Origin of the sequence: Tistlia sp. (assembly GCF_040905785.1) — a bacterium.
GTDB lineage: Bacteria > Pseudomonadota > Alphaproteobacteria > Kiloniellales > DSM-21159 > Tistlia.
Window position 1 is genome coordinate 25,869 of record NZ_JBBDQW010000012.1, and the last position, 21,076, is coordinate 46,944.

16 protein-coding genes and 1 pseudogene are annotated in these 21,076 nt (G+C 71.7%); 3 read left to right on the forward strand and 14 right to left on the reverse strand.

Annotated features, from left to right (window positions below; genetic code table 11):
- Positions 1-107: 107 nt before the first annotated feature.
- Positions 108-2,087 (forward strand): tetratricopeptide repeat protein, encoded by a 1,980-nt coding sequence (locus WD341_RS03480; protein ID WP_368424029.1) that lies wholly within the window; start codon positions 108-110, stop codon positions 2,085-2,087.
- Between the two features lie 88 nt (positions 2,088-2,175).
- Here the strand turns inward: WD341_RS03480 and mnmA are convergent, their stop codons facing one another.
- The 11 genes from mnmA to cysE all read right to left on the reverse strand — a co-directional run bounded on the left by mnmA (position 2,176) and on the right by cysE (position 13,683).
- On the reverse strand, positions 2,176-3,339 hold the full coding sequence (gene mnmA, locus WD341_RS03485) for a tRNA 2-thiouridine(34) synthase MnmA (protein ID WP_368424030.1): 1,164 nt from the start codon (positions 3,337-3,339) through the stop codon (positions 2,176-2,178).
- Between the two features lie 66 nt (positions 3,340-3,405).
- Positions 3,406-5,079 carry an ABC transporter permease subunit gene (locus tag WD341_RS03490; RefSeq protein ID WP_368424031.1) on the reverse strand — a complete coding sequence of 558 codons (1,674 nt, stop codon included), beginning with the start codon at positions 5,077-5,079 and terminating at the stop codon, positions 3,406-3,408.
- A complete protein-coding gene (locus WD341_RS03495; protein WP_368424032.1) occupies positions 5,076-6,095 on the reverse strand; it encodes an ABC transporter ATP-binding protein in 1,020 nt (339 codons plus the stop codon). Before WD341_RS03495 ends, WD341_RS03490 begins: the two co-directional genes overlap by 4 nt.
- A gap of 112 nt (positions 6,096-6,207) precedes the next feature.
- Entirely contained in the window at positions 6,208-7,236 is a 1,029-nt protein-coding gene (locus WD341_RS03500; protein WP_368424033.1) for an ABC transporter substrate-binding protein, read from the reverse strand.
- Positions 7,237-7,341: 105 nt separating this feature from the next.
- Entirely contained in the window at positions 7,342-8,700 is a 1,359-nt protein-coding gene (locus WD341_RS03505) for an alpha/beta hydrolase (protein WP_368424034.1), read from the reverse strand.
- 49 nt (positions 8,701-8,749) lie between these two features.
- A complete protein-coding gene (locus WD341_RS03510) occupies positions 8,750-9,460 on the reverse strand; it encodes a TenA family protein (RefSeq protein ID WP_368424035.1) in 711 nt (236 codons plus the stop codon).
- 2 nt (positions 9,461-9,462) lie between these two features.
- Positions 9,463-9,795 carry a ferredoxin family 2Fe-2S iron-sulfur cluster binding protein gene (locus WD341_RS03515; protein WP_368424036.1) on the reverse strand — a complete coding sequence of 111 codons (333 nt, stop codon included), beginning with the start codon at positions 9,793-9,795 and terminating at the stop codon, positions 9,463-9,465.
- Between the two features lie 134 nt (positions 9,796-9,929).
- Positions 9,930-11,144, reverse strand: coding sequence for a cysteine desulfurase family protein (locus tag WD341_RS03520; RefSeq protein ID WP_368424037.1), 1,215 nt, complete (start codon positions 11,142-11,144; stop codon positions 9,930-9,932).
- On the reverse strand, positions 11,141-12,274 hold the full coding sequence (locus tag WD341_RS03525) for a cysteine desulfurase family protein (protein ID WP_368424038.1): 1,134 nt from the start codon (positions 12,272-12,274) through the stop codon (positions 11,141-11,143). Before WD341_RS03525 ends, WD341_RS03520 begins: the two co-directional genes overlap by 4 nt.
- 19 nt (positions 12,275-12,293) lie before the next feature.
- On the reverse strand, positions 12,294-12,773 hold the full coding sequence (locus WD341_RS03530) for an Rrf2 family transcriptional regulator (RefSeq protein ID WP_368424039.1): 480 nt from the start codon (positions 12,771-12,773) through the stop codon (positions 12,294-12,296).
- 40 nt (positions 12,774-12,813) lie between these two features.
- Entirely contained in the window at positions 12,814-13,683 is an 870-nt protein-coding gene (cysE, locus tag WD341_RS03535; protein ID WP_368424052.1) for a serine O-acetyltransferase, read from the reverse strand.
- 96 nt (positions 13,684-13,779) lie between these two features.
- On the opposite strand from cysE, the gene WD341_RS03540 reads away from it, so the two are divergent.
- Positions 13,780-14,442 carry an alpha/beta hydrolase gene (locus WD341_RS03540; protein ID WP_368424040.1) on the forward strand — a complete coding sequence of 221 codons (663 nt, stop codon included), beginning with the start codon at positions 13,780-13,782 and terminating at the stop codon, positions 14,440-14,442.
- Positions 14,443-14,483: 41 nt separating this feature from the next.
- Here the strand turns inward: WD341_RS03540 and WD341_RS03545 are convergent, their stop codons facing one another.
- Positions 14,484-15,593 (reverse strand): anhydro-N-acetylmuramic acid kinase, encoded by a 1,110-nt coding sequence (locus WD341_RS03545; RefSeq protein WP_368424041.1) that lies wholly within the window; start codon positions 15,591-15,593, stop codon positions 14,484-14,486.
- A gap of 98 nt (positions 15,594-15,691) precedes the next feature.
- Here WD341_RS03545 and tyrS point away from each other — a divergent pair, with 98 nt between their 5' ends.
- Positions 15,692-16,939, forward strand: coding sequence for a tyrosine--tRNA ligase (gene tyrS, locus WD341_RS03550; protein ID WP_368424042.1), 1,248 nt, complete (start codon positions 15,692-15,694; stop codon positions 16,937-16,939).
- A 75-nt stretch (positions 16,940-17,014) separates the two neighbouring features.
- On the opposite strand, the pseudogene WD341_RS03555 reads toward tyrS, so the two are convergent.
- Positions 17,015-17,641: pseudogene (locus WD341_RS03555) on the reverse strand (YrbL family protein); the annotation flags it as partial.
- 101 nt (positions 17,642-17,742) lie between these two features.
- On the reverse strand, positions 17,743-21,030 hold the full coding sequence (locus WD341_RS03560; protein WP_368424043.1) for an AsmA-like C-terminal domain-containing protein: 3,288 nt from the start codon (positions 21,028-21,030) through the stop codon (positions 17,743-17,745).
- Positions 21,031-21,076: the final 46 nt, after the last annotated feature.

Genomic DNA, 21,076 nt, shown 5'->3' on the forward strand with positions numbered 1-21,076 from the left:
GGCCCCTCGGCGCACGCATGGCCGCCCCCGGGGCTATCCCCGTCCGGCCGAACGCGCTAGACAGGCGTTCCGCCCCGACCCCTCGCAAAAGCTGCGGTTTCGCGCCCTTGTCCGATTCACCCGAAGCCACGCCCAAGACGCCCGCCGCCCCGGCGATGAGCGCCGCCGCCAGCGCCGCCCTCTCGTCGCCCGCCGCACCGCTGCTGGCGCGCGCCGCCCAGCTGCACCGCGCCGGGGACCTGGCGGCGGCGGTCCAGACCTATCGCCAGGCGATCGTCGTCGACCCGGGCTTCGCCGAGGCGCATCACAACCTGGGCGCCGCCCTGCGCGCCTCGGGCAAGCGCAACGAGGCGATCACCGCCTACCGCGAAGCGATCAGGCGCATGCCGGACTATGCACTGGCGCACACCAACCTCGGCGGCGCCCTGGCCGAGACCGGCGAGCTCGAGGCCGCGCTCGATCACCTGGCAACCGGCTACCTGCTGGCGCCCGAGCGCCCGGTGACCGCGCGGCGCCTGGTCAACCTGCTGCGCCGGGCCTCGCCGCCGAGCGTGCCCGAGAAGGTTCGCGAGGCGCTCGGCCGGCTGGTCCGCGACCCGGCGGTCGAGCCGCAATCCCTGGAATCCTGCATCGTCGCGCTGCTGGTCCAGGACCCGCGCATCGCGGCCGTGCTCGACACCCTCGCCGGCGGCGGGACGCCGGCCCTCGAGGAAGTCGGGCCGCCGGTCTATGCGGCGCTGGCCGAATCGGAGCTGCCACCCCTGCTGGCCGAGGCGGTGCTGTCGGACGCGCGCCTCGAGGCGCTCTTCGCGGTGCTGCGCGCGGCCTGGCTCGAGGCGCTGCTCGAAGGCCGGCCGGAACTGCTGCCGTCGTCCGAGCTGCTCGCCGCCCTGGCGCTGCAGCTCGAGACCGTGGAGTGGTCGTGGCTGGAGAGCGCCGCTGAGCGCGAGCGCCTCGGCAGGCTGGAGGCGCAGCTGCAGGATCCCGAGGGCCGCCGTCTCGACGGGCAGGCCAGCCTCGCCCTGCTCGTCTACGCGCTCTACCGGCCGCTGGCCGCCTTCGAGGAGGACGCCGAGCTCCTGGCGCTCGCAGATCCCGCGGGCGGCCCCCAGGGCCTGCTGCTCTACCGCCATCTCGTCGAGCCCGTCGAGCGGGCGCGCTTCGCCGAGACGATCCCGAGCGCGACCCCGATCCGCGACCGCACCTCCCAGTCGGTGCGCTCGATGTACGAGGTCAACGCCTATCCGCGCTGGCGCCGCATCGCCCGCAAGCCGGGCCAGCAGGTCGCCCGCCTGATCCCCGAGCTGCTGCCGGACCTCAGGCGCTTTTCGGTACCCTTCGACCAGAACCGGGTCCGCATCCTGGTCGCCGGCTGCGGCACCGGGCGCCATGCCTGCATGACGGCGCAGCGCTTCGCCTCCTCCCAGGTCGCCGCCGTCGATCTCTCGCGCCGTTCCCTGGCCTACGCCGTGCAGCGTGCCCGCGACCTCGCGCTACCCAACCTGCACTTCCTGCAGGGCGACCTCCTGGAGCTGGCCGACCTGGGCGAGGAGTTCGACATCGTCGAATGCTCCGGCGTGCTGCACCACCTGGCCAGTGCCGAGCAGGGCTGGCGCGTGCTGCGGGGCCTGCTCGCCCCCGGCGGCCTGATGCGCATCGCGCTCTACAGTGAGAGCGCACGCGGCGGCGTCGAGGAGGCGCGCCGGCTGATCCAGGAGCAGGGCCTGGCGCCGACGCCCGAGGGCATCCGCGCGGCGCGCGCCGCGATTCGCGCGCTGCCCGAGGGCTCGCCGGCGCGCCTGCTCGCCGAGTCGCCGGACTTCTTCTCCCTGTCGGGCTGCCGCGACCTCTTCTTCCACGTCCGCGAGGACCGCTTCACCCTGCCCCGGGTCGCGCGCGCGCTGGACAGCCTGGGGCTGACCTTCCTCGGCTTCGAGCTGCCGAGCGACGGCATCCGCTACAACTACCGCCGCCGCTTCCCCGAGGACGCCGAGCAGCGCGACCTCGCCAAGTGGGACCTGTTCGAGCAGGAGAATCCCCTGACCTTCGCCGCCATGTACCAGTTCTGGTGCCAGGCGAAGAGGTAGCGCGGGCGCTGCTTCGGGCAGCGCCTTCACGTTCACCGAATCTGATGTCTGCTCAATTTTAGGTCTGCGCAGAAAATTAGCTTTGCAGTCAGGCGACGGCAGCCAGCGCGGCCTCTGACAGCGCCGTCGAGGCGATCCAGCCGCCGCCGAGCAGGCGGCTGCCGGCGTAGCAGACGGCGCCCTGGCCCGGGGCCACGCCGTGCTGCGGGTCGGCCAGGCGCAGCAACGCCCCGCCCTGCCCGTCCGGGTCGAGCCTCGCCGGCGCCGCCGGCTGGGCCGAGCGCAGCTTGACCGCGCATGCGAGACCGCCGGCTGGCGGGGCGTCGCCCAGCCAGTTGAGCGCCTCGAGCCGCACCAGGTCCCGGGCCAGCGCCTGCTTCGGCCCGACCACCACGCGCCGGCTGGCGGCGTCGAGGGCGACGACGTAGAGCGGCTCCTCGGTGCCGCCGATGCCGAGGCCGCGGCGCTGGCCGACGGTGTAGTGGATGACGCCCTCGTGGCGCCCGAGCACGCGCCCGCTGCCGTCGACGATCTCGCCCGGCTCGATCGCGCCGGGGCGCAGCTTGGCGACGACCTCGGCGTAGCGGCCGTTCGGCACGAAGCAGATGTCCTGGCTGTCCGGCTTGGCCGCGACCGCGAGCCCGAGGCGGCCGGCGAGGGCGCGGACCGCCTCCTTCGGCAACTCGCCGAGGGGAAAGCGCAGGAAGTCGAGCTGCGCCTGGGTGGTGGCGAAGAGGAAATAGCTCTGGTCGCGCGCCGTCTCGGCGCCGGCGTGAAGCTCGGCGCCCTCGGGTCCCTCGACCCGCCGCACGTAGTGCCCGGTCGCCAGCGCCGCGGCGCCGAGCTCGCGGGCCGTCTCCAAGAGGTCGCGGAACTTGACGGTCTGGTTGCAGCGCACGCAGGGGATCGGCGTCGCGCCGGCGAGATAGCTGTCGGCGAAGTCCTCGATCACGGCCGCGCGGAAACGGCTCTCGTAGTCGAGGACGTAGTGCGGGATGCCAAGCCGGTCGGCGACCCGCCGGGCGTCGTGGATGTCCTGCCCGGCGCAGCAGGCGCCCGCCTTGTGCAGCGCGGCGCCGTGGTCGTAGAGCTGCAGGGTGATGCCGACGGCCTCGTAGCCGGCGGCCTGGACCAGCGCCGCCGTGACCGAGGAATCGACGCCGCCCGACATGGCGACGACCACGCGCGCGCCCTTCGGCAGGCCGAGGTCGATCGTGGGCAGGGGCTGGCTCTGGGTCAGGGGTGCGTCCATGGGCCAGCACTTAAGCCAGCCGGCCGCCCCGCGCAACCGGACCCGCGCAACCGGCCCGGCCGGCGGTCAGCGGATCAGGCTGACGTTGCGCACCCCGGCCAGCCGCAGCACGGCCTGGGTCAGCAGCAGGAAGCCGACCACGGTCGCCATGATGCAGACGGCGAAGGCCGCCGCCTGGTTGAGCGCGCCGCGGTCGTCGAGATAGAGTACCGAGACGGCGGCGAGCTGGGTCGAGGGCGTGATCAGGAAGATCACCGCCGACAGGGTCACCATGGCGCGCATGAAGAAGAAGGCGCCGATCGCCAGCACGCTCGGCCAGATGATCGGCAGGATGACGCGCAGCAGTGTCGCCAACCGGCTGGCGCCGAGCGTCGAGGAGGCCTCCTCGAAGGTCCGGCTGATCTGCTTCATGTTGGTCGTGGCCAGCAGGAAGCCCTGGGCGTGGTAGTGGTAGACGTTGCAGAGCGCGATGATCGCGAGGCCGCCGTAGATCGCATAGACCGGGTGCGCCGGGTCGTTGAAGGCCAGGATGTAGCCGAGGCCGAGCACCATGCCGGGCACCGCCGCCGGCAGGATCGACAGGAAATAGAGCGGCCGCTTCCAGGTCTCCGACAGCTGCTGGTTGGCGTAGGCCGCCAGCGTCACGACGACGACGGCGATGCCGGCGGTGACGAAGGCGACCTGGATCGAGGTCCACAGCGGCGTGATGCCGTTCTGCACGTCGAAGGCGTAGTGGCGCAGGCTGAGCGACATGTCGTAGGGCCACAGCCGCACGAAGCTGGCGTAGACGACGACGGCGACAATGGCGACCAGCGCGGCCGCCATCGCCAGGCAGTAGGCCAGCCACAGCGCGTCTCGGCGGCGGTTGACGCGCGGCGTGAGCGGCACCGACTGGGCGCCGATCGAGGCGTGCTGGTGGCGCGAGACCCAGCGCTCGGCGCCGACCGCGAGCGCCGCCGGGAACAGCAGCAGCACGCCGATCACGGCGCCCATCGAGAAATTGGCCTGGCCGGAGACCTGGTTGTAGATCTCGACCGCCAGGACGCTGTAGTTGCCGCCGATCACGACCGGGTTGCCGAAGTCGGTGATGACGATGGTGAAGACCACGAAGACGGCGGAGGCCAGGCCGTAGCGCGTCGCCGGCAGGGTCACCGTGCGGAAGGTCCGCCAGGCCGAGGCGCCGAGCACCTGGGCCGACTCGTAGAGCCGCTGGTCGCCGACCGCGAGCGCGGTCGAGAGGATCAGGAAGGCGTGGGGAAAGGCGTAGAGCAGGTCGGCGAAGAAGATGCCCCAGAAGCCGTAGATGTCGAGCTCCGTGCCGAAGGTCCGGTTGATCAGGCCGTTGCGGCCGAGCAGGAACTGCAGGCCCAGGGCCTGGACCAGCGAGGGCGAGAAGATCGGCAGCAGGGCTGCGATCCGCAGCAGCGGCTTGAAGGGCACCCGCGTCCGCTCCAGGGCGTAAGCGAAGCCGTAGGCGAGCAGGATGGTCGCGACGGTGACGCTGACCGAAACCTCGAAGGTGTTGCCGATGATCGAGACGAAGCGGGGATCGGAGAAGTAGCGGACGTAGTTGCCGAAGCCGATGCCCTCGGGCGTGATCAGCGAGTAGCTGAGGATCCCCCACAGCGGCAGGATCACGAAGACGACGAGCAGCAGCGTCGCGCCGCCCCCGATGGCGGCCAGCAGCAGCCGGTCGCCATCGATCGCGCGGCGCAGCGACCAGCGGTCGGCCAGGCTCATCGCGGGTCCGCCGCCATCGGGCTCAGGTGCTCGCCGGGCAGGGTGAAGCGCAGGCGTTCCCCGACTTCGGCTCCGCGCAGCGGCCCGTGCACCTCGATCTCGACGACGCCAGGGCCGGCTTCGAGGATCAGCCGCGTCATGTTGCCCAGGAAGGCGACCTTGCGCACGGTGCCCTCGCCGACCGGCCCGTTCGAGGGCTCGCCGGCGCCGACCAGCCGCACGTGCTCGGGCCGGATGCCGAAGAGCCGGCCCGGATCCCCGCCGAGTTCCGGCAGCAGCGCCTGCCAGCGCTCGCGCTCCAGGACGTTGAGCCGGCCGATGAACTCCCCGACGAAGCGCGTCGTGGGCCGCCAGTAGAGATCCTGGGCAAGGCCGACCTGCTCGATCCGGCCCCGGTTCATGACCAGGATCCGGTCGGCCATCTCCATCGCCTCGTCCTGGTCGTGGGTGACCATGACCGTGGTGATGCCGAGGCGCTTCTGCAGGTCGCGAATCTCGCCGCGCAGGCTCTCGCGGACCTTGGCGTCGAGTGCCGACAGCGGCTCGTCGAGCAGCAGCACCTCCGGCTCGGGCGCCAGGGCGCGGGCCAGTGCGACGCGCTGCTGCATGCCGCCCGACAGCTCGTGCGGATACTTGCCGGCATCGCCGCGCAGATGGACGAGATCCAGCAGCGCGGCGACCCGCGGCTCGATGCGCGCGCGCGGCCACTTCCGGCAGACCAGGCCGTAGGCGACGTTGCGCGCCACGGTCATGCTGGGAAACAGCGAGTAGGACTGGAAGACGACGCCGAAGTTGCGCTTGCGCGCCGGCAGCTGCCCCAGGTCGCTGCCGCGCAGGCGGATCGCCCCCTCGTCCAGGCTCTCCAGCCCCGCGATCAGCCGCAGCAGGGTGGTCTTGCCGCAGCCGGAAGGGCCGAGGAAGCAGATGAACTCGCCGTCCTCGATGTCGAGATCGATGTGATCGACGGCCGTGAGGCCGCCGAAGCGCTTGGTGACGCCGCGCAGCTCGAGAAACATGATCCCCCCGGATCAGTCCGGATCGAATGAAGGCAGGCGAAGCGAAGAGCGGGCGCGCGGGCCGGTCGGGCGGGCCGGTCGATCCCGGCCCGCCCCCGTCGTGGCCCGGCGTCTAGCGCTCGTAGCGCTTCTGCCACTCCGCCAGGATGCGGTCGCGATTTTCGGCCGCCCAGGCGTAGTCGACGTCGAACAGCACCGTCGAGATGTCGGCCGGCAGGCCCGCCTCCAGGAAGCGCTTCGGCATCTCGCGGTCGGACATGGTCACGATCGACTTCCAGTTGTTGTACTCCTCGGCCGCCTGGGCGCTGAGGATCCAGTCGAGGAACTTCTTGGCGTCCTCCTTGTTCTGCGAGCTCTTCATCAGGGCCGAGGCCTCAAGCTCGTGGCCGGCGCCCTCGCTGGGCACGACCATGGTGATGGGATAGCCCTCCTCGACGTTCTTGATGGCGCGCAGCGCGAAGGAGATGCCGATCGCGTACTCGCCGGCGCTGGCGACGTTGCAGGGCTTGGAGCCGCTCTTGATGTACTGCGCCATGTTCTTGTCGAGGGCGTCGAGGAACTCCCAGCCCTTCTCCTCGCCCATCATCTGCAGGATCGAGGCGACATGCAGATAGCCGGTGCCGGAGCTCGCGGGATTGGGCATGACCAGCCGGCCCTCGTACTCGGGCTTCAGCAGGTCGTTCCAGGTCGCCGGCATCGGCAGGTCGTCGGCTTTCAGGATCTCGTTGTTGACGCAGAAAGCGCCCATGTAGCCGGTCGTCGCGAACCAGCGATTGTCGGCGTCGCGAAAGCGCGCCGGCACCTTGTCGATGCCGGCCGGCTCGTAGGGCTCGACCAGCTCCAGGATGCGCGGATCGACCATGGAGGTCGCGGCCCAGCCCCAGATCACGTCCTGCTTCGGGTTGGAGGCTTCTGCCAGCATGCGGGCGTGCAGGTCGCCGGTCGAAAGGCGCAGCACGTCGACCTGCACGTCCGGCAGGTCCTTCTTGGCCTTCTCCAGGAAGGCCGCAAGCTCGTCCTCCTCGTAGGAGGTATAGACCGTGATCGTGCCGGCGAGCGCCGGCCCACCTGCGGCCATGAGGGCGACCGCAGCCGCAGCCAGCGTCCTGCGCAGGCAGGTACTTTTCCGAGAGTCCGTCATTGTCTCACCCCGTTCGGTTCTGCCGGCTCGGGCGGCCGGCTGTAACGGGATTGTCATATTTTTGTCATCCCCGGCACAAGGGCCATGGCCTGGCAGCCCACGTGCTCAGGGCCTGGCCTCGGCCAGCAGCGCCAGCAGGCGGTCGATCGGCGCCGGGTCGTTCATCATGCCCAGCGACACCGAGAAATGACCCTGGGGCCGCACGAAGAGGTTGTCCGCCGGCACCGCCCAGCGCTCGGCGAGGGCGGCGCCGCCGTCGTAGGGCACGAGGTCGTCGGAGGCGCCGAGCACCATGACGACCCGCTCCGGCGGCAAGGCCGGCAAGCCGAGCGGGGCCATCAGCGGCAGAACGCGGCGCAGCGCCGTCTCGTCCCAGCCTGCGGCTCGAATCGAGGCCGGCAGGCCGAGCGCGCGGGTCAGGCTGGCGCGCTTTGCCAGATCGTCGAGGGCGCCGCTGGTCGCGATCAGCAGGGCCGCGTCGGGCCGTGCCGCCTGTGGCCAGCCGGCGGCGGCCGTCAGCGCGAGCTGCGCGGTCAGCGCGCCGAGCGAGACGCCGCCGACGGCAAGCGGCCCCGGCCGCTCCCGGCGCAGATGGGCGAGCAGCAGCGCGGTCTCGGCGACCCAGGCCTGGAAGACCTCGATCAGGCCGAGCGGGCCGCGGCCGAGCATCGGCGCGCCGCCGTAGCGGGCGGCCGGCCGCCGGCGGCCGTGCCACGGCCCCTCGGGGCGCACGATGCGCAGGCCGCGGCGCACCAGGGGCCGGTAGGGGTCGGCGAGCTCCTTCCAGAACTCGGTCTCCATGCCCAGGCCGTGCAGGAAGACCAAGGTGCCGACGGCGGGCGCGTCCTCCGGCTCCTCGTAGCGCGCCAGGCACTCCTCGCCCGTCGCCGGCGAGCGGAAGCGCAGCCAGCCGATGCGGCAGCCGTCGCGCGCGAAGCTCGCCGACGGCTCGACGCCGCCATCGTCGGGAAACGGCCAGGGCGGCGCGCTGCCGGCGAGCCGGGCGCCCTGAAGTGCCGCCACCTCGGCCGGCGTCGCGACCTCCAGCGCCACCGGCGGGATCGCCTGGGCGAGATGCAGCGGCAGGAAGAAGCCGCGCGCCATCATGAAGCGGTGCGCCGCCGCCGCGCGCGCGTCGGTGAGGCTGGCGAGGACCTCGGTGGGGGTCTCGCCGCCGAAGGCCGCCGCCTGGAAGCGCCGCTCGGCGGCCTCGTAGTCGCCGAGGCGCGCCCTCGTCGCCCTCAGCCCGTGCTCGGCGACCAGGCGCTGGCCGCGCGGCCCGCCGATGCCGGCCCAGAACCGCTCCAGGCTGCCCTCGGCGCCGGCCGCCGCCGCCCAGGCGCGCGACAGCGGGAAGTACAGGCGCGAGACCCAGCCGAGCGCCAGGCGGTCGAACCAGGGCCGCAGCAGCAGGCCGCCGAGGCCGCCCTCGAGCAGGGCATAGGGGTCGCGTGCATCCGCCATCGGCACCTCGAGGCTGTGATCGGCAGGGTCGCTCCCGTGGCCGGCCGCTTCAAGCGCCCTCCGCTTCAAGCACCCCCGGCGCCAATCCCATGTCCCAGAAGCCGACCTCCAGCCGAACGGCCGTGGCGAAGGTCTCGGCCAGGGAGGGCCAACGCGGGCTCGACGGCCAGGGCCGGAGCAGGCCGCGGCGGCCGGCGACCCGGTCGAGCTGTTCGGCCATGGCGGCGGCGCCCTCCTGGAACTCCCGCCCGCCGTAGAGCTCGATCCAGGCTCGGTAGGGGTTGCCCTCCAGCCGGGTCGCCGGGTCGGCGAGCAGGCGGCGGCCGACTTCGGCATAGCCGAGGCCGCAGGGTGCCAGGGCGACCAGCAGGTCGAGCAGGTCGCCGGCCAGGCCCCGGTCCATCACGTAGCGGGTGTAGAGCCGGTTGGCCGGCGCCTCCGGCGTGGCCGCAAGCGCCGCCTCGTCCAGGCCCCATCCGCGGCAGAACTCGACATGCAGCGCGATCTCGTGGTTGAGCAGCAGGTCGACGAGGGCGGCCGACTGGCGCAGGTCGTCGAGCTGGTCCGACTTGACGACCGCCAGCGACCAGGCCCGGCTGTAGTGCAGCAGGAACCGGTAGTCCTGGGCCAGGTAGTGGCGGAAGCGGGCCTCGGGCAGGCTGCCGTCGGCCAGGCCGCGGACGAAGCCGTGCTCGACGTAGGCCCGCCAGTCCTCGCGGCAGGAAGCGGTCAGCGCCTCGAAGAGCGTCGCTTCGGCCACCGCTACTCGAGCAGCATGTTGCGGGTTTCGCCGGGCAGCGCGACGGTCAGGCCGTCGAGCTCGTCGCTCATGATCAGCTGGCAGCCGAGGCGGGAGGTCTTCTGCAGGTCGAAGGCGAGGTCGAGCATGTCCTCCTCGTCCTCGCTCGGCTCCTGCAGCTTCCGGTACCAGTCGGGAACGACGATGACGTGACAGGTCGAGCAGGCGAGCGACCCCTCGCAAGCGCCCTCAATGTCGATGTCGTTGCGATGCGCGATCTCCAGCACGGACAGTCCAACCGGCGCGTCGACTTCCTTGCGGTTCCCGTCGCGCTCGATGAAGACCATTTTCGGCATGACGAACTTTTCCCTCCGGGCCGGGCCCGATCGACTCTGTTGCTCAAAATGACGGCGGCACCGTCCATGTAGGAGATTGCGGGCGCCAGTACCAGACTCCCCCGACCGCGACAAGCCGTAGCGGCGGGCCCCTGCTATTCCGCGGCAGTCTCGCCGCCGCCTGCGCCGCGGCGGGCGCGCAGGCTGGCGACCGTCTCGGCCAGGATGCCCACCGCCCGGTCGATCTCGCCGCCCGTGGAGAAGCGCCCGAGGCCGATGCGCAGCGCGCCGCGCGTCCGCCAGTCGGGCAGTCCGAGTGCCTGGACGACGTAGGACGGCTCGATCGCCGCCGAGCTGCAGGCGCTGCCGCTCGAGGCCGCGACGCCGACCAGATGGTCGATCAGTTCCTGGGTCTCGACCCCCTCGAAGGAGAGGTTGAGATTGCCCGGGATCCGGCGCTCGGCATCGCCGTTGAGCGCGACGCCGGGCACCCGCGCGGTCAGCTCGGCCAGGAAGCGCGCGCGCAGCACGGTCAGGCGCTCGGCCTCCTCGGCCATCTCCAGCCCGGCCAGGCGGCAGGCCTCGCCGAGGCCGACGCAGAGCGGCGCCGGCAGCGTGCCGGAGCGCAGGCCCCGCTCCTGGCCGCCGCCGTCGAACAGCGGCTCCAGGCGGACCCGCGGACGGCGCCGCACGTAAAGCGCGCCGATCCCCTTGGGCCCGTAGAGCTTGTGCCCCGAGATCGACAGCAGGTCGACCTGCAGGGCATCCACGTCGAGGGGGATCTTGCCGGCCGCCTGGGCGGCGTCGCTGTGCAGCCAGATGCCGCGCGGCCGGGTCAGGGCGCCGATCTCGGCGAGCGGCTGGACGATGCCGATCTCGTTGTTAACCGCCATCACCGAGACCAGCGCCGTGTCCTCGCGCAGGCTCGCCGCCAGGCGGTCAAGGTCGACCAGGCCGTCCTGCCCGACCGGCAGGATCTCGACCTCGAAGCCCTCGCGGCCGAGCGCCTTCGCCGACTCCAGGACGCACTTGTGCTCCGTCGCCAGGGTCACGAGGTGGCTGCGGCCCTCATGAGCGCGACGGAAGCGGGCGGCGCCCTTGATCGCCAGGTTGTTCGATTCGGTGGCGCCCGAGGTGAAGATCAGCTCGCGCGCCTCGGCGCCGATCAGGCTGGCGACCTCGCCCCGGGCCTGCTCCACCGCTGCGGCGGCGCGGCGGCCGAGCTCGTGCTCGTCGCTGTGCGGGTTGCCGAACTGCTCGGTGAAGAGCGGCAGCATGACCTCGAGGACGCGCGGATCGGTCGGCGTCGTCGACTGGTAGTCCAGATAGATCGGCCGCGCCGGCCGGTTCGGAAGGTTGCCGTCGTTCATGCGATGATCCGTTGCTTGCTGCCCGCCCCATTCTGGCGAGAGCCTGCCTGCTTCGCCAGCGCCGCAAGGCAGGCTTCGAGGTCCTCGCGCCGGCTGGCCCATCCGAACGAGAGCCGCAGCGCCGAGCGCGCCAGCGTCTCGGGCACGCCCATGGCGGCCAGCACGTGCGAGGGCGCGATCTTGCCCGACGAGCAGGCCGAGCCGGAGGACAGCGCGACGCCGGCGAGATCGAGCGCGATCAGCAGGGTTTCGGCGCTCCGCCCCGGCAGCGCGAAGCAGGAAGTGTTGGGCAGGCGCGGCGCGGCGGCGGCGAAGACCACGGCCTCGGGGAAACGCGCCCGCAGCCCGGCCTCGAAGGCGTCGCGCCAAGCCGCGCGCGCCGCCATATCGGCCAGCTCGGCCGCGGCCAGCCGGGCGGCGAGCCCGAAGCCGACGATACCGGCGACGTTCTCGGTGCCGGCGCGGCGCCGCCGTTCCTGGCCGCCGCCGCGCAGCAGCGGCGCCAGCTCCAGTCCGGCGCGCACGACCAGTGCGCCGACCCCCTGCGGCCCGCCGAGCTTGTGCGCCGAGAGGCTGACCAGGTCGAGGCCGAGCGCGGCCCGGTCGAGCGGCGTCTTTCCGGCCGCCTGAACTGCGTCGCTGTGCAGCAGCGCGCCATGACGCCGCGCCAGCGCCGCGACCTCGGGGAGCGGCTGCAGCGCCCCTGTCTCGTTGTTCGCGGCCTGCACGGAGACCAGCGCCGGCGCGTCCGAAGCCGCCAGCAGCCGCTCGAGCGCCGCCAGGTCGACCAGGCCGCCGCCGGTCAGCGGAATCCGCTCGGCCTGCGGCGCGGCCTCCAGCACGGCCTCGTGCTCGCCCGCCGAGACCAGCAGGCGACGCGCGCCGAAGCCGGTCAGCGCCCAGTTGTCGGCCTCGGTGCCGCCGGCGGTGAAGTGGACCTCCTCTGGCGCGGCACCGACCAGGGCCGCGACCTCGCCGCGCGCACCCTCGACCGCGGCGCGCGCCTCGCGGCCGAAGCGATGCAGGGAGGAAGCGTTGCCGACCCGCCCCAGACTTTCGGCCATGGCCCGGGCGACCGCCGGGCGGACCGGTGCCGTCGCGTTGTAGTCCAGGTAGATCGGATCCAGCACCGGCGGTCCTCGCGCGCCGCTACTCGGCGGCGACCGGTTCCGGCAGGGTCGCCTCCTCGTCGGCGAAGATCACGCCGCTGGTGCCGAGAACCCGCCGCCCGACCACGTCGGCGAGGGTCACGGAGCTGAGGTAGAGGTAGATTTGGTTGCCCAGCTCCTCCCACAGGTCATGGGTCGCGCAGCGGCTGCGGTTGCCGCGGCAGCCGTAGGGCTGGCCCGGCGTGCAGCGCGTCGCGCGGATCGGCTCGTCGACCGCGAGCACGATGTCGGAGATGCGCGTCTCGCCGGAGGCGCTGGCGAGCAGATAGCCGCCGCCCGGGCCGCGCACCGAGCGGACCAGGTCGCCGCGGCGGAGCTTGGCGAAGAGCTGTTCCAGATAGGACAGCGAGATTTCCTGCCGCTCGGCGATCTCGGCGAGAGAGATCGGCTTGCCGCGGCTGTGCTCGGCCAAGTCCACCATCGCCATCACCGCGTAGCGTCCCTTGGTGCTGAGCTTCACGTCGCAACTCCTGTCTGTTCGCGGGTCGGCGCCGGCCCGCTCAACACTTGCCGGCCGTCGTCGCGCCTTCCTCGTCGGCGGCGCCCTCGGGCCGAGCCGATCCCAGGTTTCGGTTCCGCCCCGCCGTTCCCTCCTCCAGCTGGTTGACCCGTTGGCGCAGGCGCTGGACCTCGTCGAGGAGGCCTTCCAGGGTGCGCGCGACCGGGTCGGGGAGGTCGCCGGTCGGGGTGCCGTAGGCGACGAAGGCCGGCGTCTCCCGATGCTCGGCCGAGCGCACCGGCTTCGCCGGGATGCCGACCACCGTCGTCTCCTGCGGCACGTCCTTGGTGACCACCGCGTTGGCGCCGACCCGCGCGCAGCGGCCCACCGTGATCGGCCCCAGGATCTGGGCTCCCGAGCCGACGATCGCGAAGTCCTGAAGCGTCGGGTGGCGCTTGCTGTTGCGCTGCTTGTCGGAATCGACCGAGGGCGCGACGCCGCCCAGCGTGACGTCGTGATAGAGCGTGACGTCGTTGCCGATCTCCGCGGTCTCCCCGATCACGACGCCCATGCCATGGTCGATGAACAGGCGCTGTCCGATCTTCGCCCCCGGGTGAATCTCGATGCCGGTCACCAGGCGTCCGAACTGCGAGAGTATCCGGCCGAGCAGGTACCATTCGCGGCGCCAGGCCCAGTTCGCGGCGCGGTAGATTTGCACGGCCTGGAAACCCGGATAGCAAAGCACTACCTCCCAGAGCGAGCGGGCGGCAGGGTCGCGGGCCATGGTCGCGTCGATCTCGGCACGCAAAGTCTTGAACATGGAGGTGCCCTTTCGATATCTTCGCGCGCCGCGATCCCGGCAGCGAACCGGTCGGCGGGCGCCACTTGATACCCGCGGGGCCGGTCCTCGGATATAGGTTGCCCGACTAATTCAGTCAACTTTACCCCACGCCGCCCAGGGCCCCCGCGCCCGTGGCAGGCAGCCGACCTATCCCGGGCCGGAACAAAGAACGAAAGCGAAGGCGAGATGCCCGAGGTGATCATCAACGGCCCCGAAGGTCGTCTGGAAGGCCGTTACCAGCACAACCCCGCCAAGCAGGCGCCGATCGCGCTGGTGCTGCACCCCCATCCGCAGCACGGCGGAACCATGAACAACAAGGTCGCCTACCAGCTCTTCCAGGCCTTCGGCCGGCGCGGCTTCTCGGTCCTGCGGTTCAACTTCCGCGGCGTCGGCCGCAGCCAGGGCGTCTACGACCGCGGCGAGGGCGAGCTCAGCGATGCCGCCTCGGCGCTCGACTGGCTGCAGGCGACCAACCCCAACGCCCCGGCCTGCTGGATCGCCGGGTTCTCGTTCGGCGCCTGGATCGGCATGCAGCTACTGATGCGCCGGCCGGAGATCGCCGGCTTCGTGTCGATCTCGCCGCCGGCCAACCTCTTCGACTTCTCCTTCCTGGCGCCCTGCCCCTCCTCCGGCCTGGTGATCCACGGCGGCAAGGACGAGCTGGCGCCCGAGCCGTCGGTCCGCAAGCTGGTCGACAAGCTGCAGCACCAGCGCGACATCCTGATCGACTACCGGGTCATTCCCGAGGCGAACCACTTCTATGCCAATCACCTGGAGCAGATGATCGGCATGGTCGAGGACTACGTCGGCAAGGCGGTCGCGACCCCGGCCGAAGCCGCCGCCCAGTAGAGGCCGCCGCCCAGTAGAGGAGGCCGGGCAACAGCCGCGCCTCAGGCCGCGCGCCGGGGGCGGAAGAGCCGTCCCCCGGCCTGCGGCGCCGGCACGCCGGTGGTGCCGGGCAGCGACAGCGGCAGCCCGGCGAGGCTGCGCACCGCCAGGTACGCGAAGGCCTCGGCCTCCAGCGCGTCGCCGTTCCAGCCGACCGCCTCGACCGGCTCGACGATCGCCCCCAATTCCTCGCGCAAGGCCTGCAGCAGCGCCGGATTGCGTCGCCCGCCGCCCGTGACCAGCCAGCGCCGCGGCGCCTCCGGCAACAGCCGCTGGGCAAGCGCCACCGAGCCCGCGGTAAAGGCAGTCAGAGTCGCGGCTCCGTCCTCGATCGACAGCGGCGCCAGCTCCGCGACGTCCCAGGCGTCGCGGTCGAGCGACTTGGGCGGTCGGCGGCTGAAATAGGGGTGGTCCAGCAGGCGCGCCAGGATCGCACGGTCGACGGTTCCGGCCAGGGCCAGACGGCCGTCGAGATCGCAGGCGAGGCCGGCGCGCGCCGCCACCCAGTCGTCGAGGAGCGCGTTCGCCGGGCCGGTGTCGAAGGCCAGCAGCTCGGGCTCCTCCCCGCCCGCCGGCGGGGCGCCGATCCAGGTGACGTTGCCGACTCCGCCGAGATTGAGCACCGAGAGCGGTCGCTCCAGGCTCGCCGCCCGCGCCGCGTGGTAGAGCGGCGCCAGGGGCGCGCCCTCGCCGCCGGCGGCGACGTCGGCCGAGCGGAAGTCGCCGACCACGGGGATGTCGAGCGCCAGGGCAAGGCGCTGGCCGTCGCCGATCTGCCAGGTCCGGCGGCGCTCGGGCTCGTGCAGGACGGTCTGCCCGTGAAAGCCGACGACGGCGATTTCCTCCGGACGGCGACCGGCGGCGGCGAGCAGGCGGCCGACGAGGCCGGCGTGGCGGTCCGTGAGCTCGGCCTCGACCGCCTCGACCTCTTCGGATGGCGCGCGCGCGGCGCGTCCGCCGAGGAACCCCTGGAGCCTGGCGCGGAAGCCGGCATCGTAGGCTTCGCTGAGGAAGGCCAGGGGTTCGACCTTGGCCAGGCCGTCGGTCTCGACCAGCGCCGCGTCGATGCCGTCGAGCGAGGTGCCGCTCATCAGGCCTACCGCCAGGACCATCGCACCCGCTCCCCTCGTCGCGCGGCCGAGCCGCTTTGTCGGCCCGGGTGAGTGTGGTAAGCGACGCGCCCGCCCGCAAGCGAACAGTGTCCAGAGCGATGAGCAAGCCGACTTCCGACTTCCTGCGCGTGCTGACCGAGCGCGGTTTCGTCCACCAGTGCACGGACAGCGAGGGCCTCGACGCCCTGGCGAGGGGCGGCGAGCTGACCGCCTACGTCGGCTACGACGCGACGGCGGATTCGCTGCACGTCGGCCACCTGATCTCGATCATGATGCTGCGCTGGCTGCAGAAGGCCGGCGGCAGGCCGATCGCGCTGATGGGCGGCGGCACCACCAAGGTCGGCGATCCCTCGGGCAAGGACGAGGCGCGCAAGCTGCTGACCGACGAGGACATCCGCGCCAACATCGCGAAGATCCGCGCGACCTTCGACAACTTCCTGAGCTTCGGGGCAGGCCAGGGCATCCTGGCCAACAACGCCGACTGGCTGGACGGTCTGGCCTACATCCCCTTCCTGCGCGACGTCGGGCGGCACTTCACGATCAACCGCATGCTGACCTTCGATTCGGTCAAGCTGCGGCTCGACCGCGAGCAGCCGCTGACGTTCCTCGAGTTCAACTACATGATCCTCCAGGCCTACGATTTCCTGGAGCTGGGCCGGCGCCACGGCTGCCGCCTGCAGATGGGCGGCTCCGACCAGTGGGGCAACATCGTCAACGGCATCGAGCTCGCCCGCCGCGTCGAGGGTCGCGAGCTCTACGGACTGACCTGTCCGCTGCTGACCACCGCCGCCGGCCAGAAGATGGGCAAGACCGCTTCCGGCGCCGTTTGGCTGAGCCCCGAGCGGCTCGACGACTTCGCCTACTGGCAGTACTGGCGCAACACCGAGGACGCCGACGTCGGGCGCTTCCTGAAGCTCTTCACCGAGCTGCCGCTCGAGGAGATCGCCCGGCTCGCGGCGCTGCAGGGCAGCGAGATCAACGAGGCCAAGAAGATCTTGGCCAACGAGGCGACCGCGCTGTGCCGGGGCCATGCCGCCGCCGAGGCCGCGGCGGAGACGGCGCGCCGCACCTTCGAGGAGGGCGGCCTGGGCGACGGCCTGCCGACGCTGACCCTCGAGCGCCAGCGGCTTGCCGAGGGAGTTCCGGCCTATGCGCTGCTCCGCGAGGCCGGCCTCGCGTCGTCAAACGGCGAAGCGCGACGCCTGATAAAGGGCGGCGGCGCACGCCTCAACGACGCAAGGATCGAGCTGGAGGACCGGCTGATCTCTGTTGCGGACCTCGGCCCCGAGGGCGTCATCAAGCTGTCCGCAGGCAAGAAGCGCCACGCCCTGGTGCGCGCGGGCTAGCCAGCGGCGCGAAGGAACAGCGGAGCCGGACAGGCCGGCTCCGGAGGTTTCGATCAGGGCCTCGAGCTCCCGGCGGCACTTCAGGATCTTCCGCGTGTTGGCCGCCTTCGACCAGCTCTTGACGGGGATAAGGGTGCGCGAGCCGATGCCATCGACGCAGACGAAGCGCGGCGGGTTGGTCCCGTCGTCGGCGAAGACGATATTCTCGGACGTCAGCTCGTAGAGCACGACGTGATGCGCGATCAGCGCCTCGAAGAATTCCGACAGCTTGCGACGCTTGCCCTGGTCGAAGTCGCCCCGCTCGAGCAGGTGGCGCAGGGTCGGCGCCAGCCCTCCCTGCCCGTCGGTTACCTTCTCGACCACCAGGCCAAGGCCGAGGCTGGTTTCCACGACACCCAGGATCGGGCTGATCGGCAGCTGCGCCGGTTCGAGACCACTGCTGATCCGCACCGCGATGTACTCGTCGATCTCGCGTGTGAAATAGACGAAGACGCCTTCACGCCGCCGGAACTTGCGGCGGCGTCGGCGCCGCGGCTGCCCATTCGGTCCGCAGAAATCCGGCCGCATGACCTTGATGAGCAGGGCCGGATCGTCGGGGTGCTCGAACACCAGCCGGCGTTCGCCCCGCGAGAGCGCTTCGCTTTGCGAGAGATCGACCCGTCGGCTATGACCGCCTGGGTTCGCGAGGAGGGACGAGGCCATAATGTAAGAATCCGCTCCTCTGGGCGAAATGTTTACCTTCCACGACAACTGCTGCCGACGTTAGGAGGAAATCGCGCAGGTCACAAGTGAGGGCCAAGCCGCTAGCGGCCGACCTCGCCTGACGGAAAGACATCCGTCAGGACTTCCGGTTCCCCCGTGTCCGACGTTCCCACACCGAAAAGGCCGCGCAGGAAGCCGGGCGCCAGGATCGAAAGCGGGTTGACGCTGACCTCCGGGTCCTCGATGCGGCCGGTGACGCGGTAAGTCACGCCGAGGATGCCCTCGCCCTCCCCGCCGGTCAGGAGCTGACCGATGATGGGGATCTCGCCGAGGATGCGGTTGACCGAATAGGCCGGCACCAGGGTGCCGGCGACGTCCGTCCGGTCGGCCTCGAGGTCGATCTGGCCCTTGGCCGTGATGCCGAGCGAGGAACCGTAGGCGCGGAACAGCGGCGTGCGGATCATGTCGTCGTCGAGGGCGAACTCGCCGACCGCCCGGTCGAACTCGATGCCCTCGCCGCTCAGGACGTTGCCGATGCCGGTCAGGGAGGCGACGGTGAGCAGCTTGGCCATGGCCGGCGCGTCGACCAGGCGGAAGCCCCTGGTCTCCAAGCGCGCGTTGAGCGGCGCATCGGGCAGGGGGCCCGGCAGGGTGCCGACGATCGCGCCCTCGCCGCCCTCGATCGAGTCGACCCAGTCGAGCGCGCGCAGGGCCGCGCCGATGTCGTCGGCGAAAAGCTCGAAGCGGTAGAGACCACCCTCCGGGCGGTAGAAGACGCTCAGGGTCTTCCCGGCCACGGCGGCATCCTCGGGGACCTGCCGGTTCTCGTGTCGCCACAGCTCCCGCGGCACCTGGGCTTGCGCGCGGATCAGCTGCCAGCCCCGCTCGTCGCGCTCCAGATCCAGGCTGACGTTCTCCAGCGCCCGACCCTCGCCGAGCCGCACCCGCGAGAGCGCCGGCGCCTCGAGCCGCAGCGGCGTGTAGGGCGGGCCGGAGCGCTCGGCCGGCGCGGCCGGGTCCTCGGGCGCCGGCTCCCTGCCGTCATCGCCGAGAAGCGGCGCCAGGTCGAGCTGGCCGCTGCGCACCGAGATTGCGTAGCCGCCTTCCAGGTAGGGCGTCACCAGCAGGCCCTGGACCGCGTTGCGGCCCAGCCGCAGGCGCTCGAAGGAGACACGCTCGAACCCGCCGCCCGGCGCCATCAGAACCTCGCCCTGCAACTCGTCGTCGCCCAGGCTGGCGGAGAGCTCCTCGACCCGGACCAGGGCGTCGTCCTCGATGGTCAGCACCGCCCCCAGCTCGCCCGGCTGCCCGGCCGGCTTCTCCCAGCCCAGGGGCGGCAGCGCGGCCCGTGCCTCCTGCAGGTTCGCGGTCACGCCGATCCGCGCGTCGCCCTGGTAGTTCGCGGCCAGGTCCAGGGTCGCCGATAGCGCCCCTTGGAGATACTCGCCGGCATCGAGCCCGAAGGTGGCGAGCTGGGAGACCTCTACGCGCGGCGCCGTGGCCTTGACCCGGGTCGGGAACTCCACGGACTCGAAGCTCTCGCTCCAGGTCGCCTGCAGCGGGACGCCGGCCAGGGTAGCCGTGCCGGTCGCGGTGACTCCGGCGCTGTCGAGCACCAGGTCGAACTGCCCCTGCCCGAGATCGTACCCGGCGACGCCCTTCTCCAGGGCGGCATCCGCGATCTTGCCTTCGACGCCGATCTGGATCTCGTCGAAGCCGAGCTCGCCGACCAGGGGAAATGCGAACTCCACGTCGGCCTGGAAGCTGCCGCTCGCCGCCTGCGGCTCGATGCCCATGTTGTCGAGCAGTCCGAGCCGCTCGTGGTCGAGCAGGCCGAGAGCCTCGCGCAAGGGACCGGCCGCCTGGAACACGATCGAAATGCGGTGGTCCTCGCCGGTAAGGCCGAAGATCGCTATGCCGCCGTTGCTGATCGCGATGTTGTCCTGAGCGGCCGAGGCGATCGTGAAGTCGAGGCCGTCGAGGTCGAAGACGGCGCTGCCGGTGGCGCCGGTCAGCGGCGGCATCGGGCGAAGATAGTGGACCTCCAGGTCCTCGTAGAGGAAGCGGCCGCCGAAGGACTCGATGGCGCGGAGCGCGAAGCCCTCGCGCTCGACCGTGAAGGTCCCGGCGAGGGTCGTGGAGGTTGCGGCGCCACCGGTAACGTTCTCGACGACCCAGGGCCGCCCGTTGCCGCCGACCCCCTTCGGCCAGTAAAGCGCCAGCTCCGCAGCCGGCACGCTGCCCAGCTCGGCCGCGATCTCGACCTCGAAGGCCGTCTCGCGCGGCTCGACGACCGCGCTGGCCGAAAAGGTGGGACCGGGTCCGCCGTCTAGCGGTGCGACCGAGCCGCTCAGGCGGTCCAGCACGAAGCTCTGGTCCAAACCCTCGCCGTGCGCCTCAACCCGCAGGTCCCGGAAAACCAGCGGCCGTTCCAGGTGCTCCGGCAGGTCGAGCGTCAGCGACTCGCCGGCGATCTCGATCGCCGTCGCGCTCGGCCGCCCGTCCTCGTCGATGGTCATGCCGACCCGCCCGCTCAGCGACCCGCTGACCGACTCCAGTGCCTGCGCGCCCTCGAAGACTGACGCCAATGCGGCCGGCTCCAGCGATTCGATGTCGACCACCGTCTCGAGGCCGGGGGCGCCTGCGACCTGCGTCATCGTCAGGCCCAGGCGGGACCGCTTCTCGCCGAGCGCGACGGTCGCCGAGCCGGTCGCCACGACGCCTTCCAGATCGCGCAGGATCTGTAGATCCACGAAGGGCGCCCGCCAGAGCACGCCAAGGCGCTGGTCGACCATCACCGCCGAGGCATCAAGGACCGAGACGTTGGCAAGCTGCGCGAAGGGGTTGCTCGGATCCGGCTTGTCGGCGAGCGGCGCGAAGAGGAAGCGCAGGACCGACTGCTCGGTCGCCTCGGGCTCCGGCTCCTCGCCTTCCGCCGGCGCGCTTTCCTCCTCCGGCCCATCGGCTTCCTCGGCCTGCTCGCGGCCGAGGGCAAAGCTGCCGTCGGCCCGGCGCAGCAGCGAGATCCGCAGGTCGCGCAGCGTGATCCGGGTCGGCGCGACCTGGCCCTCCAGCAGGGCGCTCAGGCTCAACTCGACAGAGGCGCGCGGGATCGAGAGCAGGCGGCGGTCGTCGGCGCCGAAGACCTCCCAGTCCTGCGCCTCGACCTGGATGCGCGACCCCCAGCCGGCCCAGGCCAGCTGGGTCGCGCCGACCTCGACGGAGACGCCCTCCTCCCTGCTCAGCGCGGCCTCGAGATAGGGCGCGATGAAGTCGACCGGCAGCGGCCCGCGGCTCAGCCACAGTAGCGCCAGCCCGGCCAGCAGGGCGACGCCGGCGAGGATTCCGACCAGCCACTCCAGCGCGATCCGACAGCTCTTGAGCACCATCGGGCGATCCTAGCCTGGATCGCCGGCCGGGACAGGGTCCATTGCC

Coding starts and splice junctions, on each gene's coding strand:
- mnmA (WP_368424030.1), bottom strand. CDS start 3,339: ATGGACGCACCCCTGACCCAGAGCCAGCCCCTGCCCACGATCGACCTC.
- WD341_RS03490 (WP_368424031.1), bottom strand. CDS start 5,079: ATGAGCCTGGCCGACCGCTGGTCGCTGCGCCGCGCGATCGATGGCGAC.
- WD341_RS03495 (WP_368424032.1), bottom strand. CDS start 6,095: ATGTTTCTCGAGCTGCGCGGCGTCACCAAGCGCTTCGGCGGCCTCACG.
- WD341_RS03500 (WP_368424033.1), bottom strand. CDS start 7,236: ATGACGGACTCTCGGAAAAGTACCTGCCTGCGCAGGACGCTGGCTGCG.
- WD341_RS03505 (WP_368424034.1), bottom strand. CDS start 8,700: ATGGCGGATGCACGCGACCCCTATGCCCTGCTCGAGGGCGGCCTCGGC.
- WD341_RS03515 (WP_368424036.1), bottom strand. CDS start 9,795: ATGCCGAAAATGGTCTTCATCGAGCGCGACGGGAACCGCAAGGAAGTC.
- WD341_RS03520 (WP_368424037.1), bottom strand. CDS start 11,144: ATGAACGACGGCAACCTTCCGAACCGGCCGGCGCGGCCGATCTATCTG.
- WD341_RS03540 (WP_368424040.1), top strand. CDS start 13,780: ATGCCCGAGGTGATCATCAACGGCCCCGAAGGTCGTCTGGAAGGCCGT.
- WD341_RS03545 (WP_368424041.1), bottom strand. CDS start 15,593: ATGGTCCTGGCGGTAGGCCTGATGAGCGGCACCTCGCTCGACGGCATC.
- tyrS (WP_368424042.1), top strand. CDS start 15,692: ATGAGCAAGCCGACTTCCGACTTCCTGCGCGTGCTGACCGAGCGCGGT.
- WD341_RS03560 (WP_368424043.1), bottom strand. CDS start 21,030: ATGGTGCTCAAGAGCTGTCGGATCGCGCTGGAGTGGCTGGTCGGAATC.